The following is a 17,402-nucleotide window of genomic DNA, read 5'->3' on the forward strand; positions in this document are numbered from 1 at the left end:
AACCTCAATGTGATGCGTAAGCATCCATTGAGGTTTTTCAATAATCATACGGGTTAGAATAGAAGCAGGAGGAATTGCAATGATAAGTGAAGAGCAATTGGATCAATATCGCGTAAGCGGTGAGACGATAAGAGTTGTAAGAGATGCAATCGAAGCAAATGATGTTAAAGGTATCGTTGTAGCATGGGACGAGTCCTCTGTCGTTATTCGCAGACCAAATCGCCGAGTAGTGAAGCTAAGCCGTACATATAGCTACACACCAGCATCCGAGGATCGGCTTAATCTTTTTCCTGATGAGAATTAGCAATCGCATGAATGGCATCAAGCGCTTCTTTGCCGGTTCCGAGCTTGTATCCCTCTGACATGTAACGGATTCGTCCTACATTATCCAAAACAAACAGGATGGGAAACTGTTCCATCCTCTTCGGCACGATCAAGGGCTGAAAGAGGTTAAGGCCAGTGTATGACTGGTCAAGGTGGAAAGAAGCGTTTCGGGGCAAGGCAGCATCTTGTTCTAATGAGAAGGATGCGGTCAGCTTATCTTCACCCGCTGTCAATATGACTTGGCCATTCCATGCCTCAAATGCAGGAGCCAGCTCTCGAAGCTCTCTCAGCAGATGTTTTGAAGGCTCACGGTCTGGCTCGATCCAAGCGATGACTGCGCCGCGAGGCTGAACGGCTGCCTTCATGCTAATCTGTGGATAGAATAACTCCTTATCCATGGCATCAGCGGAGAGTGAGGCTAGAATTGGAATTTCCATATCCTTGCTGCGGAAGCTCAATGTCAATTTTGTTGTAGCTGATGGAGAAATGTCGAAATAAGCAAGCCGGACCTTTACAGTACCATTTGGAAGTCTTGTTCCGGTTATTAGCCGATATTGTCCGCATACCAATTCGATTGGCGCGTCGAATACGTCCTTTTTGCCAAAGGGGAGCATCTGTGTGTGATACATGCCCTTAGTAAAGCGCGCAATCGTGAAGTTATTGAAATAGGCGGCTTCTTCTACATCTGCTGCTATGTCTTTGATGAAATGAACAAAACCTAGAGCTGGCGCTGAGGTGCCCTCCGAACAAAAGTCAGTCCAATGGCTTAGCATAAAGTATTGCGGCCTTAAATCAGTTGGTTCAAGGCGAGCTGGTATTCCTATGCTTCTTGCTGTTGCGATTAGAAGAATGTGGAAGCAAAGCCGATCGCCTTTTTGTAATTCAAAGCTGCCTAGCGGCGTGGCAGAGCCGTTATAATGATTCATGCCTTCGATAATATCAAATTCACCGGCAAGCCGCTCGTACATGGCCTCAGGTTGACCGCGATACAGCTCCTTTTCTGCCTCAGAGTAATGCTCTTGGAAACGATGCTTGTAGGGTGCAATCATCTCATAATGTATACGCGGACAAAGTAGAAACTTGCTGGTAAAAGCTTTATCTAAATCGGTATCCTGACTTTCAATCAGGGGCAAAGAACCAAGTAGATGATCATCTAACGAGATTTGAAACGTATCTGTCAAATCCTTTTCATGAAGTGATTCCAGCAGCAAAAGCGGCCATTCTCCATATAAAGGCGATTGATTTTGTAAAAAAGCATAAATCTCATGGCTGTTGCCTCTAGCTTTTTGAAGGACATTCCATACCCGATCTCCATTTAGGGAGAGCTGATCAGCTAGCTGAGAAGACTGCTCCAAGCTAACAAATGTTGCTTCATATGCAGCACGAATTTGGGAACCCTCTTGAATTCGCTCACTATTTTTCTGCTTCTCCTGCTCAGTGGCGGCTGAAGTCAGCTTGCTGTCCACAGATGGCGGGGGGATCATCTCAATATCTGAAATGCCGCCTCGAACTTCCTCTTTGCTCATAACCATTGTAAATTCGTTCGCATCTCCCGTATGGATAAGTATAGAGCCCCAGCCTTCTTCGCCAACAGCGTGTATATATAAGCTGCCAAGTCCAGTTGTAAGGGTAACTTGCCCGGCTTGATCTGTCGTCTTTGTCACAATAGTAGAAAACTCGGCGTAATTATACAGCTGGAAGTGTACCTTAGCACTAGATGGGGAACCAGCTTGATTAAGTACTTTGATCGTAATGGTCTTGTTTACGGCATAGTTGTCTAGTAAATTAATTTCGGTATACCAAGGATGCTGCAGCGTAATTTCCTCGGGGCCTGCATAGTTGGAAGGAACTCTCGTATTAACGAGCATAGCTCTTTGGGCAGGAGCGCTAAACCAGCCTTGGTCTAGCCTTGCTTCTGGCTCGCAAGCACCGAGAAAATGCCAACGACCGTCAGCCCAAGCTTCAACCCAAGCATGATTGGAATCACAATGGGCCCAGCGTGGTGTATAGCACTGCCTTGCAGGAATTCCGATGCTGCGGAGTGCAGCAACTGCAAGTGTGGACTGCTCTCCGCAGCGTCCGAGAGTGGTACGGATAATGGTTAAAGGAGATACGGTGCGCTGGTCGTTTCCTATGTAGGTAGCTTTTTCATGGCACCAGTAGTTAGTCTCCAAAATGGCATCTTCCATGGACAGTCCTCGAACGCGCTCGAACAATTCATTAAACAACAAGCTTCGAATATCCTCGATGTTCTCGTTATTGACCCGATATGGGAGAACAAAGTGGTAAAATAAATGATCGGACACCGTGCTGCCCCATGGCACTTTATTCCGAATAGCAAGGGAAGCCCGTACATGGCTAAGAAAAAGTTCACCATTATAATCAGCTAAGTCATTAAGAGGCATGTAGGCATATAAAAATTGCAGCGCAAACTGCTCATCCGCGCTTAAGGGCTGCTGAAAAACGCTGAATAGCTGCTCTTCACGCAAGCTGGCTAGGCTCCTTTTGTAGGCGAATTTTTCTAGAACCTGTGTTGTCCAGTCTGAATTCATAATTATGATCATCCCTCTCCTAAAAACTGCAGGTATACTCGAATGAAGTTGGTATATTTAATTTGCATTATAAAGAATTGATTTGGTATAATCAATACAAGAAATGCATTACGGATAGACTGGAAGTGAATGAGCATGCAGTCCGATAACAAACCTTTGTATATGGTCATTCTTGAGGATCTCAAGGAAAAGATAAAATCGGGAGAATATTTGCCTGATCAACAACTTCCAACAGAAGTGGAATTGGCGGAGAAGTCAGGGGTTAGCCGCATTACATCGAAGCGCGCATTAATCGAGCTGGAACGGGAAGGCCTAATATACAGGAAGCGCGGAAGCGGGAGCTTCGTCAAAAAACAAGAGATTTATATCGAATCCGATACAGGCACCTCAAATGCCAATCGGATTATTTCAATGATTCTTCCTTATATGGCGACACATGAATCGGACTATATAACCGGAGCATCGGACTATTTGGACGATAAAGGTTATTATTTAAGCATTCATAACAGCAATTGGAGCAGGGACAAAGAGAAGGAGCTGCTCGTTCGAATTCCTAAAAACGGTTCAAGCGGCATCATATTGTATCCCATCAGCACCATTAGCAATATCGATTTAATCAATGCTATTTATTGGAACGATTACCCGATTGTAACGATTGATCAGTACTTTGAAGGCATTCCGATTACGAGCGTTACTTCAAATAACTTTGAAGGCGGTTATGAGATCGCGAAGCAGCTGCTTGAGTTTGGCCATGAGCGAATTGCTTTTGTTTCCAGCATCAGCATCGAATTTCGCAGTTCGGTGCGCGACCGGTATCAAGGCTACTGCAATGCGCTGAAGGATTACAAAATTCCGATTGATCCTGACTTAATCGTTTCGGATTTCTATAGACAAGTAGATGAAACAAATAGCAAAACCTTCTATAAATCAATGATTGCTTCGCTGATTCAGGCTGGAGTAACAGCGATTCAAGTTGAGCATGATCACCTTGCCGTCGATCTTCTTAAAAACGCGATTGAAATGGGATTGCAAGTTCCAGGACAGCTTTCAATTGCCGGCTTCGACGATCATATCATTGCGCAGCATGTAGAGGTTCCGCTTACGACCGTAGCCCAAGATTATAACGAAATAGGCCGTAAAGCGGCTGAATTAATCGTTAATCGAATTGAACGAGCTGATTTTTCACCGCAAAAATTACAGGTTCCCGTTCGTGTGGTAGAAAGAGAGTCCATTGGCATGCAGACGGTAGATGATCAAGCCTCGGTCAAATCGGTATAGGCAATCTATTGTTCTGCGTCATTCATTTTAGTGTAAAAAGCTGGCCATAATGGCCAGCTTTTTTATTTGGTATAATCAATAATGTATTTTACTATATTAAGTATATTCATTGTTTACAAAAAATAGTATTGCGATTATAATAACTTTTGTAAGCAGGCTAAAAGGTATATCTAATTACATAGCCAAATCGGTTTGTAATTAAAGTGATACACCTTGAGAACGAACCGATTGTACAAAAATGGATATATCGGTTATTTTTGCTTGCGAAGAATGTAAGCGCTTTATAACTGGTTTTATTATGCCGTTAAGGAGGGCTGTTCGGTATTTCTGTCTAGAGCTTGGTTAAAGCGTTTCGTAATCATGTCTTTTTAAAATTTCAATCCAATATGAATGATGGGGGATTTTAAATGAAAAAGCTAAAATTACGCTCGTTTGCAGTCATTGCATTAATACTCATGGTTTCAATTGTAGGATGCTCCGGAAAAAATGGTGCTAACAGCAATCAAGGGAAAGAAACGAATGCAGTTTCTCCGACAAATGCTGAACCAACAACAGAAGCGACTGTGGCGCCGGAAGAGAACAAATACGATTTAAAAGGTCAGACGATTAAAATCGGCGTTTGGTACGACGGAGCAGATCCAAGATTAGTAGAAGAAAAAGGTCCCGCAGAAGAAGCACAAATCAAATTGATTGAAGATGCGGAGAAAAAATATAACGGCAAAATTGAATTTGTAAAGTTCGGCGACTATGGAAAGTATATTGAAAATTTCACGACGACCTCTCTCTCAGGCACACCGTTTGCGGATATCGTTCGGATCGAGCTTTTCTGGGCGTTTCCACAGCTTGTGAACAAACAGTTCATTCAGCCAGTTGATGAATTTTTGGATTTGAATGATCCGAAATATATTAGCTGGATGAAGGTTGGAGGAAGTTATGACGGCAAGCAATACGGGATGACGGATTCAGCTCCTTCTCCGTACGGCATGTTTTATAACAAAACGCTCGTTCAGAAGCTTGGCCTAGAGGATCCATACGAGCTTCAACAAAAAGGCGAATGGACATGGGATAAATTCCGTGAATTTGCAAAAACAGCAACGAAGGATACAGACGGCGATGGAAAAACAGATGTATTTGGCGTAACCGGGGCTTACGGTAAAGTTAAAGCATTTGCAGAGCAAATGGTCTACACGAACAACGGGGCTCTGGACAAGGATGCAAGTGGAGAATACAAATTCGCTATGAATAGTGAAAATGCGATTGAGTCCTTGCAGTTCATTTCTGATCTCTACAACACAGATAAATCGATCATGCAGCCGGTTCCTGAGGATGCAGCGAAAGAATTCATCGCTGGCAAAGGCGTTATCTATGCAGGATTCAGCTGGGAGCTTGGCACGTTTGTCGATAGTATGAAGGATCAACAACTTGGTTATGTTTTCTTCCCGAAAGGCCCTAAGGCTGATCGCTATGTTTCCTACACACCGTTTGGCAATATGTTCATGGTAGCTAAATATTCGAAAAATGCTGAGGTTGCTGTGAAAATTCTTGATGAGATTAGTCTTCATGAAGAGGGCAGAAAGCTAGCCAATGAGTCATGGGAAACTTCTTACCCAAGTAAGGAGTCGCTCGATACTCGGAAACAGATGGCCGACAACATTGAGTATATCTCCTACTATGGCATTCCAGATGGCGAGAAGCTCTTTGAAGGTGTCGTCAAAGAAATTACAGAAGGCAAAGTATCGCCGTCCACTGCAGTTGACAAAATCAAACCGCAGTTTGAAGCGAACATGAACAAATTGCTTCAAGACAACAAATAAAATTTTGTCAAAAACTCTCGGCAGGCTCCTATTTTAATAGAGAGCCTGCTAGGGAGGAGGGGGAAACGATGCGGCGACCAAGCGTTAAAGTCATTTCGTTATTGCTTCTGTCACTAGCTGTTTGTGTCTCCTTGTTTTTTCAGGAGTCCGCACTAAATGGCACGGTTACTGCTGAAGGAACATCGGCAAGCAATCGGAATACCCATTCGACGGCTTTAGATGCGCCATATGAAAAGGGTGGATATGACGAATACTTGTCTAAATATGATCCTATTCAACTGGCTGCTAACGATACGATTGTAATCGAAGGGGAGAGCTACAGCGAAGTTAAGGGAATGGAAGTTTCTATCGTTGAGAATAGAGCGGGCAACGAGGGGCAAGCGGTTCTCACGGAAGATTCAGGTGCGATTTCCTGGGCATTCGAGGTTAAGCAAGAAGGACTATACAATCTCGGTATACATTTTTATAGCGAGCCGGGCAAGGATTCAGATATTGAAAGGGAGCTGTTAGTGGATGGGGAATCGCCATTTAATGAAGCTAGAAGCATAACCTTCAATCGAATATGGAAAAACGAGAAGCAAAGCTTCGATCGCGATGCAAGGGGAAATGATCTGCTGCCTAACCAAATCGAAGAGTATATGTGGCAGGAAAGCTTAATTAAAGATAACACGGGCTTTTATGAAGAGCCTTTTTTATTTTATTTCTCGAGAGGCCAGCATACACTGACGCTGACTTCGGTTAAAGAGCCGCTCGTCATCGATTGGTTGAAGCTGTCTGCACCGGAAATTGCTCCTACATATGCAGAGGTTGCCAGCAAGTATAAAGAAGATGGGCTAAAGCAGGCTGCAGACGTTTCGATCAAGCTTCAAGCAGAGCAAGCTTTATACAAATCTACGCCAAGCTTGCTGCCTTATAATGATCGTTCTTCTCCCGCGGTCGAACCTTACCATGTATCAAAGCTTCGCAATAATGCAATGGGTGGATGGGCATGGAGAATGCCGGGACAATGGATTGAATGGGAAATTGAAGTAGAGCAAGAAGGGCTCTATCAAATCGCTTTGAAAAACCGTCAAAACTATTTGAATGGCATGTCTGCGCTGCGCTCCATTTATATAGATGGGAAGCTGCCCTTTAAGGAGTTGAAAGAGGTTCAGTTTCCATATAACCATTCTTGGCAAATGAATGTTTTGGGAACGAGCAAAGATGAGCCTTATTTATTCCATCTCACTAAAGGCAAGCATCGGTTGCGGATGGAAGTGACTTTGGGCGAGCTGGCGCCAATTCTGCGATCGGTGGAAACGAGCATTCTTGAGCTAAATGCCATGTATCGCCAAATCATCAGCTATACAGGTACCGTTCCGGATACCTTTCGTGATTACAATCTGGAACAGCGCATCCCTGAAATGATTGAAGTGTTTGAGAAACAAAGCGAGCTGCTTTATAGCATTGCGAGCAGTATGGAAGGGCCATCCGAGAGTGGAAATGACCGTACAGCGATTATTAATAGACTAGCGTATCAGCTTAAGGACATGGCGGGCCGCCCGGAATCCGTGCCATCACGGATCGAAGCATTTAAGACGAATGTTGGCGCGCTTGGCTCATGGATGCTTACGATCAATGAACAGCCGCTTGCTTTGGATTATTTGATCGTTAGCTCGCCAGAAGCAAAGCTTCCGAAGCCCGAAGCAACCAGATGGGCAAAGATGTTAACAGGGATCAAATCGTTCGCAGCATCCTTTAGTGAAAACTACGATGATTTCTCGGATGAAGAAGAGACGAAGCAAAGCGTTACTGTATGGGTAACATCGGCTCGTGACCAAGCACAAGTCATTAAACGATTGATAGATGATCGTTTTACGAGTACGACGGGCATACATGTGAATTTAAAACTAGTAAGCGCGGATGTGCTTCTACCGTCAACCGTCTCGGGGAAAGGGCCGGATGTTGCTTTGCAGGTTGGCAACGACTTGCCGATGAATTACGCGAGCCGCAGCGCTCTTCAGGATTTATCTGCGTTTCCAGATTATCCGGAAGTTCAGCAGCAGTTTCTAGCAAGCGCCATGGTGCCTTATGAATATAAAGGAAGCTATTACGCATTGCCTGAGCAGCAAACGTTTCCGATGATGTTTTTCCGAAAAGATATATTGGAGGATGAGCTGCATTTGAAAGTGCCGGAAACGTGGCAGGATGTCTATGATATGCTGCCTACGCTCCAGAAGCATAACTTGCAGTTTGGTTTACCGCAAAAACCGCTTGATTCCATAGGCAATGAGCTTGCAACGACGAATATTATGACGCTTCCGCCCAATCCTGCATTTGCGATGTTTCTGCTTCAGCAAGGCGGCCAGTTTTATAAGGACGGTGGTAAATCGAGTGATTTGGATTCAGAGACATCGATTTCGGAGTTCAAGAAGTGGACCGATTTTTATGTCAATTATAAAATTCCAATCGCAGCTGATTTCGCAAACCGCTTCCGAACAGGCGAAATGCCAATCGGTATCGTCGATTATACGATGTATAACAAGCTGACTGTTTTTGCACCTGAGATCAAAGGGCTGTGGTCATTTGCGCCTGTTCCAGGCGTTGCTGCTGCCGATGGTTCCTTCCACCGCGAGGTAGGCAGCGGAGGCTCGGCATCGATTATGTTCAAGCAAGCGAAAAACAAAGAAGAGGCGTGGACCTTCTTGAAATGGTGGATAGGCAAAGACACGCAGGTTGCTTTTGGTAGACAAATGGAAATTCGAATGGGTGCTGCTGCTAGATACCCAACGGCAAATATGGAAGCGTTAGCTTCACTTCCTTGGCCAACGAAGGATTTTCAAATGCTGCAGGAGCAAATGAAATGGGTTAAGGGCATACCAGAGGTTCCCGGTGGATATTTGACAGGCAGAAATATCGATAATGCATTCCGCCGTGTTGTCGTTCAAGGAGAAGATCCGCGTGAAACGATGGACAAATATGTAAGGGCGATGAATGAGGAAATTACATTAAAGCGCAAGGAATTTAATCTTCCTTATTAGAAACGAGGGGCTTAAATGAAACAGCAGTTAGCAGCCCGCCCCGTAACGAGGGGGAAAGGCGATTCACGTATTCTAGCTTACGGGAAAGAGCTGAAGCCAAAATTAACGCGCATGTTTGTTGAAATGAAAAAAAGTAAACACGCTTATGTGCTGCTGGCACCATACTTTATTATTTTCTGCACATTTACTGTACTCCCTGTGCTATTATCGCTGCTGCTTAGCTTTACGAATTTTAATTTTCTTGAGAAGCCTAGGTGGATTGGCTGGCAAAACTATTCAAGATTACTCGTTCAAGACGATATTTTTCTGATTGCGGTAAAAAACACGTTTTTGTTCGCGGCCATTACGGGGCCGATTAGTTACTTGGCATGCTTCTTATTTGCATGGCTTATTAACGAACTAAGGCCGAAGATAAGAGCTTTTCTTACGCTCGTCTTGTATGCGCCATCGATTGCGGGCAATACCTATTTGATTTGGCAGCTATTGTTCGCAAGCGACTCTTATGGTTATGCGAACTCCTTTCTAATGAAGTGGGGCTTCATTATGGAGCCGATTCAGTGGCTGCAAGATACGAGGTATGTGCTGGGTATTCTCATTCTCGTTCAGCTATGGCTAAGTCTCGGCACATCCTTTCTAGCCTTTATCGCAGGGCTGCAAAATGTAGATCGCACCCTGTACGAAGCGGGAAGCATTGACGGCATTCGCAACCGCTGGCAGGAATTATGGTTCATAACACTGCCTGCTATGCGTCCACAGCTGATGTTTGGTGCGGTTATCCAAATTACGTTGGCGTTCTCCATCGCAGAGATCTCCATCTATATGATCGGTTTTCCAAGTGTGGATTACGCAGCACACACGATTGTTACACATTTGGTTGATTACGGATCCATTCGGTATGAGATGGGCTATGCGTCGGCGATTGCCACGGTATTGTTCAGTATCATGCTCCTTACAAATCTCTTAACGCAGAAGCTGCTCGGAAAAGTGGGTGAGTAGAGGGATGAAACGATCTTTTAAAGTGTCAAAGAGGCTGAATCGTTCCTTGTCAGTTGATATACTGCTGTTTCTGCTGCTTGGCGGCGTCGCTTGTTTTATGGCATTGCCGCTTGTGTTTACGATCAGCAATGCATTTAAGCCGTTGGATGAAATTTTCTCCTTTCCTCCAAAGCTGTTCGTTCGAAATCCTACTTTCAAAAATTTCAGAGATTTGCTTGGTATATTCAGTGATTCATGGGTGCCCTTCTCAAGATACGTATTCAATACTTTTTTCATTGCTATCGTGGGCACCGTGGGGCATGTCATTTTTGCTTCGGCAGCGGCTTACCCTCTTGCCAAGCTTAAATTTCCGGGGAAACGAGTGTTGTTCTCGCTCGTTGTACTCTCCCTGATGTTTACCGCCTATGTTACACAAGTGCCGAACTACATGATCATATCGTGGCTTGGTCTAATTAATACGTATTGGGCGATCTTGCTGCCTGCTTTCGGCATGACTCTCGGATTGTATCTCATGAAGCAATTCATGGAGCAAATCCCGGATGCTCTGCTAGAAGCAGCCAAAATTGACGGAGCGAGCGAATACCGAATTTATTGGCAAATTATTATGCCGATCGTTAAGCCAGCTTGGCTGACGTTAATCATTTTCTCCTTGCAAAGCTTATGGACTAATGGCTCAGTAACGAGCCACAAGTATATTTACAGCGAGCAATTAAAAACGGTAGATTACGTTTTTGGCCAAATCGCAAGCGGAGGACTTGTTAGAACAGGACCGGTAGCTGCAGTAACACTGCTGATGATGCTTGTGCCGATCACCGTATTTATCGTAACGCAGAGCAATATTATTCAAACCATGTCTACATCAGGCTTGAAGGAATAACAGGAGGGAAGCAACGGATGAAGAGAATCATCGCCGCGTTATTTATCGCATCGCTCATGATCGGTGCGGCCGCTCCTGTTGCAGAAGCCGCAATAGATACCTATCAGTATTCCTATTGGGGAGATGCTGTGCCCTCGCCGAATGCATACAAAATGGAGCAAGTCATTTACGGTGACAACTGGAGCAGTGGACGTCTTGCTTCGCCAATGGATATGTTCGTTGGCAAGGATGAGCGAATATACATTGCGGATACGGGCAATAACCGAATCATTATATTGAACAAGGAATTTCAAGAAGAACGGGTCATTTCCAAATTTGATAATGAAGGAAAAGAAGATGCGCTGAATAAGCCGGAGGGGGTATTTGGCACAAACGATGGTCTCATCTATGTGGCAGATACACTCAACCGAAGACTTGTCGTATTTGATACTGCGGGTAAGTTCATACGAGCAATAGGCGAGCCTAAATCAACGCTGCTGCGGCCAGGGTTTCAGTACGCGCCAATTAAGGTAGCCGTTGATAAAGCGAAGCGAATATTAGTCGTTAGCCGCGGGTCTTACGAAGGAATGATGGAGTTTGACGATGAAGGGCAGTTTATCGGCTTTATTGGAACGAACCGCGTAAAGTTCAGCCCGATTGATCTGTTCTGGAAACGGATATCGACCAAAGCACAGAGACAGCAAATGGAGCAGTTCATACCGCTTGAATTTAACAATCTCGATCTTGACGAGGACGGGTTCATCTACACCTCAACCTCAGAAGAGGATTCGAACCGGCCGATCAAACGGCTGAATCCATCGGGAGCTGATATTTTGCGGAGCAAGGGTTATTTTCCGCCCAAGGGTGATATTGGCACTCTGAAGACGGGGACCAACCCGGGCAGCTCCATATTCATCGATGTGGCTGCGGATCAAGCTGGCATGTATTCCGCGCTTGATTCTAAGCGGGGACGGATATTTACTTACGACAAGGATGGAAATCTGCTGTACGTGTTTGGAGGATTAGGAAGCAAGCAGGAGAATTTCCGTACCCCCTCTGCCATTGAAATTATGGATGATCATATACTTGTGCTGGATAAAGATAACGGACGATTGACCGCATTTGAGCCAACCCGCTATGGCAGCTTGATTAGGGAAGCCGTTATTTCGCTTTATCATGGCAAAACAGAGCAATCCACAGCCGCTTGGGAGAAGGTGCTTCAGCTAAACGGAAATGTGGAGGTGGCTTATTTAGGCATCGGCAAATCTCTGCTCAAAAAAAGCGAATACCATGAGGCGATGTCTTATTTCAAGCTTGGGAACAACAGGGAGTATTACTCCGAAGCCTTTAAGGGTTATCGAAAAAGCATCGTGCTCGCGCATTTTGGCACTATTGTTCTCGTTGTTGCACTAGCTGTTGTACTTGGTTTTGCACTCATGAAGTGGAATCGGAGAAAGGTGAATGGCCAGCACTTTCAGGAGTTCGGCATTATCAAAAATCCTTTCTACACGATGATGCATCCCTTTAATGGCTTCTGGGAAATGAAGTACGAGCAAAAGGGCAGGCTCAAGCTCGCTTTCGGCATTGTGTTTCTGCTTGTCATCTTCACCATTATTAAGCGGCAATACAGCGGCTTCGTCGTCAATTTCAACAACCCAAGCCAATTGAACAGCTTGAACGAATTAACTTTTATCGTATTGCCTTTTGTTCTGTGGTGTGTTGCGAACTGGTCCTTAACGACCTTGATGGATGGTGAAGGTAAATTCAAGGAAATTGTGATGGCGACAGCTTATGCGATGATGCCATTGGTTATCATTTATTTGCCTCAAACGCTGTACAGCAATTTAATTACAGGCAGCGAAAGCTCGTTCTATTATTTGCTTGATGGAGTTGCCCTGATCTGGTCAGCATGGCTGCTGTTCACAGGTACGATGACGGTGCATCAATATTCAGCTGGGAAAACGGTTATTACGATGCTGCTTACACTCGTTGTCATCGGAATTATTGTTTTTATCGGGGTATTATTATTCAGCATGCTCCAGCAGATGATCAGCTTCGCCATTTCTGTCTATAAGGAATTATCGTTCAGATTGTAGCGTGCGGGAAGGAGAGATGGTCGTGACAGGTAAGAGGAAGATGTCCAGCATCCTGTTCGCGGCACTGCTTGCGAGCGTTGTTGCTGCAAGTGCGGCAGGCTGCAGCAAGAAGGAAGAAGCTGGAGCGCAGATAAACCTCGGTACAAAAGAAGCCGAGGCCGTCTCTGATCAGCAGGAAGACCGGGTGATTGGAGCAGGACGTAAATCAACTGCGGTCAACACGGATAAGGAGCTGCAAGCGTTGTCGGCGATGGAATTAGTGAAAGAAAATGACGCGCTTCAGCTCTATATCAACCGTGAAACAGCAGAAATTGCCCTAAAGGACAAGCGCGACAGCTACGTCTGGTTTTCAAACCCGGTTGAGAGAAGCGAGGATCAGAAAGCTTCGCCTTTGTACCATTCAGAGCTATCCTCACAGGTGCTGCTTACTTACTACAATGAAAAAGGGCAGGTCAATGCTTTCAACAGCTATGACGATAGCGTCGCAAAGCAGCAATTTGAAATAACCGACGAAGAGAACGGGATCAAAGTCGTTTATCGACTAGGCAATATTGCCAAAGGTTTCGCTAACATTCCAAAGGTAATCAGCAAAAAAAGATTTCAAGAGCAAATCTTGGATCAGATTGCCGATGAAGAGTTGAGGAAAAGTGTTGAATACAAATTCAGCTTTGATGAGGCAAAACAAATTTATGTCGTCCGCAAGCTGCAGGATTACGTAGCGGAGGAAATCTCTGCGGCACTCGAAGCTGCGGGCTACACAGCAGAGGATGCGCAGCAGGATAACGAAGAGAACGGCGCAGCCGACGCTGCATCAGCCGCAAGGGCAGAATTTACGATTCCAATTCAGTATACGCTGGATAATGAGCAGCTTGTCGTAACGATTCCGGGCAAGGAGCTGCAATTCAATGCGGAGTATCCAATTGCCAGCGTACAGGTGCTTAAACATTTTGGCGCTGCTGGTGTGAAGGAATCGGGATACTTGTTCGTGCCTGACGGCGCTGGCGCTCTAATCGAGCTGAACAGCGGAAAGCACCAAGCGGAACCCTACAATTTGCCTGTGTACGGCAATGACGGTACGTACAATGTGAAAGAGAAAATACAGACGAATGAGATGACAAGGCTGCCGGTATTTGGTCTTAAGCGATCCGACCATGCTTTGTTTGGGATCATTGAAAATGGTGATGCGATGGCAAGCATTACAGCAGATGTAAGCGGACGAAATGACTCCTATAATACCGTTGGCAGCAAGTTTCAAATTTCATCCATGGACTTTTACACGCTTGCGTCGGGGACAAAAACAAGCTCTGTGCCGATGTTCCAAAAGAAAAGGTATGACGGCGACTTATCCATAAGATATTCCTTTCTTAGCGGTGAAACATCCGATTATGTAGGAATGGCTGCTGAATATCGCAATTACTTAATCCAAAAATTCAATATACAAAAGCTGGATAAAGTCGAGGATTCGCCGTTTGTGATGGAGCTGATAGGAGCATTCCGGGTAGATAAATCATTCCTCGGAATTCCGTATGAAGCAACACAATCGCTAACCAGCTTTTCTGAAGCGAAAAACTTGCTGCAAGAGCTGATGGATACGGATATCGACCATATCGATTTACGTTATGTCGGGTGGTTTAATGATGGTATTCGGCACAGCTCGCCAGCAAGTATCAAAGTCGTGAATAAGCTGGGAGGCAAAGAAGGGCTTCGTGAGCTAGCTGATTTTGCACAGAAAAACGGGATCGGCTTCTACCCGGATACAGCCTTTTTGGAAAAATACAAAGGTTCCAGCGGATCGGCTACATGGCTTGATCGCGGAGAAGCAAAGGTTTATCAATATAATCCGGTTATGTACGATCAGGATACTTCAAAATTTTCCCACTATATCTTATCGCCTGCTGCGCTGCCGAAGCAAATAAACGGTTTTCTGGCGGATTACAAAGCGCTCGGCCTGCAGGGACTATCGCTAAGAGATATGGGAAATCAGGTCAATTCCGATTACAATCCGGATAAAACGATAACCCGTCAGGAAGCGCTGGAAATGATTAAGACACAGACAAATAAGCTGAGCCTTCAGGCGCAATCGATCATGGTGAATGGCGGCAATGCATACAGCTTGCCTTATGCAGATGTAATCGTAAACGCACCGACCAAGAGCAGTCTGATGAATATTACAGATCAGGATATTCCGTTTTATCAAATTGCATTGCATGGCTATTATGATTTGGCTGGCTCACCTTACAACATGGATGATAAACAAAATCCTCGTTTATCGATGCTGAAGGCGCTGGAAACGGGCTCGAGCTTATATTATCAATGGTACGCCAGTGACTCAACGAAAGTGAAGGACACCGACTACGATAACCTTTATGCTTTGAACTACAAAGATTGGCTTGATGAAGCGGTGCAGCTCTATAAGGAAGCGAATGGCGTATTGTCAAAGGTTCGGAATCAGGTCATTGTGAAGCATCGACAAATCGTGCCGGGCGTCGCGGAAACGACATTTCAGAACGGTTATGTCATTACGATCAACTACAATAATAAGGCGATAGCAGTAGAGGGCATGCAGCTTGCAGCTCAAAGTTATCAGGTAGGCGGTGAGGCAGATGTTCAATAAGCCATTGACCTTGGCGCAGAAAAAAGCATGGTGCGGCGTGCTGTTCGCCACGCCATTAATGCTGGGATTAGTCATGCTGTTTATCATGCCGCTCATTCAATCCTTACGTTTCAGCTTAAGCTCAATAAGTTTGGTTGAAGGCGGCTTCGCAGTAAAGTATGAGGGTTTCGCAAACTTTCGTCATCTATTTCTGACAAATGCAGATTTTCCACGCAGGCTGACTGAATCGGTTACAGATATGATCGTTAATGTGCCAATCATCATCGTATTCAGTCTCTTTGCAGCGGTGCTATTGAATCAGAAGTTCAGAGGAAGAGCGATGGCAAGGGCAGTCTTTTTTCTACCCGTCATTCTAGCATCTGCGGCTATAGCCAATATGGACATTAGCAGCTTTGTTGGAAGCTCTTCATCATCTAGCGGAAGCGGAAACCTTATGCAGAGCTTCGAGCTGAAAAAGATGATGATGGAGTCCGGCTTGGCGCCTGTATTCGTAAATTATATCTCGGATGCGGTTGACCGAATCTATGAAATTATTAGCTCCTCTGGCGTCCAAATTCTTATCTTTCTTGCGGGCTTGCAATCCATTTCTCCCTCACTGTACGAATCTGCAAGAATTGAGGGGGCAACGGGCTATGAGATTTTCTGGAAAGTTACATTCCCAATGATGACGCCGCTTATTCTGACGAATTTAATTTATTCCATTATTGATTCATTCAATAACAATTCGGTTAACGCACTTATTTCGGAAACGGCATTCAAAACGTTTGAGTTCGGGCAGAGCGCAGCGATGTCTTGGGTGTATTTTATCGTTGTCGCTATAGTACTCAGCCTATCAGCGGGCATCATTTCGAGAAAAGTGTTTTACTACGATTGAGAAGGAGGAGAGGCCATGAAGCTGCCGGCCATTCACGCGGAAAGGTTTCACCGCCACTATAATCCGGTCGAGAGATCGAAGCAATTGTTATGGACGTTGCTAAGGTCAGTACTCGTTTCTGGTTTTTGTTTTATTATATTATTTCCGCTATTTCTTCGTTTCTCGGTCGCATTCCGCAACAAAATTGATATCTATGATCCGACGGTGCTGTGGATTCCTAGAAACTTCACGTTGGACAATTTTAAAATTGCGATGGAAGCGACCCACTATTGGGCTACTCTACTGAATACGTTTTTGATATCGGCGGGAACGACTGCCATTCAACTCGCATCCTGTGCGCTAGCGGCATACGCTTTTGCAAAGTTGAAGTTTAAAGGCAGCGGCATCCTCTTTGGATTTGTTATATTCACCATTGTTGTACCGCCGCAGACGATTATGATTCCGCTATATTTAACGTACAGGTACTTTGATATGTTCGGTTTAGTAGGTTTGTTTTCGAAGAGGGACAGCTTTAATCTAATTGATACCTTTTGGCCTTTCCTAATTTCATCCGCTACGGGAATGGGGCTCAAAAACGGTCTATATATTTATATTTTTCGGCAATTTTTCCGAGGCATTCCGAAGGAGATTGAAGAAGCGGCCGTTGTTGACGGCTCAGGTGTTTTTAAAACCTTCTATAAGATCATGCTGCCGAATGCCGTTCCTGCTATCGTTACGGTTGTGCTGTTCTCCTTCGTATGGCAGTGGAATGACAGCTATTATGTTTCGTTGTTTCTCAGCAAAGTAAAAGTATTGTCAACGCAGCTAGCAGACATGGGCTCTGTGCTTGGCAAAGAACCCGATCTTGTGTATCAATCCATGCTGCTGAATACAGGCGTTCTCCTGCTTATGCTCCCGCTTATTATTATGTACTTGTTCGTACAGCGCTACTTCGTCGAAAGTGTAGAGCGTACAGGCATCGTAGGCTGACGCAAGCAA

Annotated in this window: 11 protein-coding genes; 10 read left to right on the top strand and 1 reads right to left on the bottom strand. The window is 44.9% G+C overall.

Annotation, left to right across the window (positions count from 1 at the left end; translation table 11 throughout):
- Positions 1-79: 79 nt before the first annotated feature.
- Complete coding sequence (locus AC1DM9_RS11080; RefSeq protein ID WP_076270045.1) at positions 80-304, top strand: hypothetical protein; 225 nt, start codon at positions 80-82, stop codon at positions 302-304.
- Here the strand turns inward: AC1DM9_RS11080 and AC1DM9_RS11085 are convergent.
- On the bottom strand, positions 279-2,876 hold the full coding sequence (locus AC1DM9_RS11085; RefSeq protein ID WP_477579970.1) for a transglutaminase-like domain-containing protein: 2,598 nt from the start codon (positions 2,874-2,876) through the stop codon (positions 279-281). The two genes, AC1DM9_RS11080 and AC1DM9_RS11085, sit on opposite strands and share 26 nt — an antisense overlap.
- 135 nt (positions 2,877-3,011) lie before the next feature.
- Here AC1DM9_RS11085 and AC1DM9_RS11090 point away from each other — a divergent pair, with 135 nt between their 5' ends.
- The 9 genes from AC1DM9_RS11090 (at position 3,012) to AC1DM9_RS11130 (ending at position 17,393) form a co-directional block, all read left to right on the top strand.
- Positions 3,012-4,154 carry a GntR family transcriptional regulator gene (locus AC1DM9_RS11090; protein WP_430061718.1) on the top strand — a complete coding sequence of 381 codons (1,143 nt, stop codon included), beginning with the start codon at positions 3,012-3,014 and terminating at the stop codon, positions 4,152-4,154.
- A 407-nt stretch (positions 4,155-4,561) separates the two neighbouring features.
- Positions 4,562-5,968, top strand: a complete 1,407-nt coding sequence (locus AC1DM9_RS11095) for an ABC transporter substrate-binding protein (protein ID WP_076270042.1) — start codon at positions 4,562-4,564, stop codon at positions 5,966-5,968.
- Between the two features lie 68 nt (positions 5,969-6,036).
- Entirely contained in the window at positions 6,037-8,988 is a 2,952-nt protein-coding gene (locus AC1DM9_RS11100) for an extracellular solute-binding protein (protein WP_477579972.1), read from the top strand.
- Between the two features lie 111 nt (positions 8,989-9,099).
- Positions 9,100-9,984 (top strand): carbohydrate ABC transporter permease, encoded by an 885-nt coding sequence (locus AC1DM9_RS11105; RefSeq protein ID WP_256711010.1) that lies wholly within the window; start codon positions 9,100-9,102, stop codon positions 9,982-9,984.
- A gap of 4 nt (positions 9,985-9,988) precedes the next feature.
- Entirely contained in the window at positions 9,989-10,861 is an 873-nt protein-coding gene (locus AC1DM9_RS11110) for a carbohydrate ABC transporter permease (RefSeq protein ID WP_076270040.1), read from the top strand.
- Between the two features lie 17 nt (positions 10,862-10,878).
- Positions 10,879-12,936, top strand: a complete 2,058-nt coding sequence (locus AC1DM9_RS11115) for a YIP1 family protein (RefSeq protein ID WP_477579974.1) — start codon at positions 10,879-10,881, stop codon at positions 12,934-12,936.
- Between the two features lie 22 nt (positions 12,937-12,958).
- Positions 12,959-15,550 (top strand): DUF5696 domain-containing protein, encoded by a 2,592-nt coding sequence (locus AC1DM9_RS11120; RefSeq protein ID WP_477579976.1) that lies wholly within the window; start codon positions 12,959-12,961, stop codon positions 15,548-15,550.
- Positions 15,540-16,424: a carbohydrate ABC transporter permease gene (locus AC1DM9_RS11125; protein WP_076270038.1), complete on the top strand. Its 885-nt coding sequence runs from the start codon at positions 15,540-15,542 to the stop codon at positions 16,422-16,424. The genes AC1DM9_RS11120 and AC1DM9_RS11125 overlap by 11 nt, the downstream gene beginning before the upstream one ends.
- Positions 16,425-16,439: 15 nt before the next feature.
- Positions 16,440-17,393 (top strand): carbohydrate ABC transporter permease, encoded by a 954-nt coding sequence (locus AC1DM9_RS11130; RefSeq protein WP_477579978.1) that lies wholly within the window; start codon positions 16,440-16,442, stop codon positions 17,391-17,393.
- Positions 17,394-17,402: the final 9 nt, after the last annotated feature.

The sequence above is a fragment of the Paenibacillus sp. 01T431 genome (assembly GCF_056398625.1).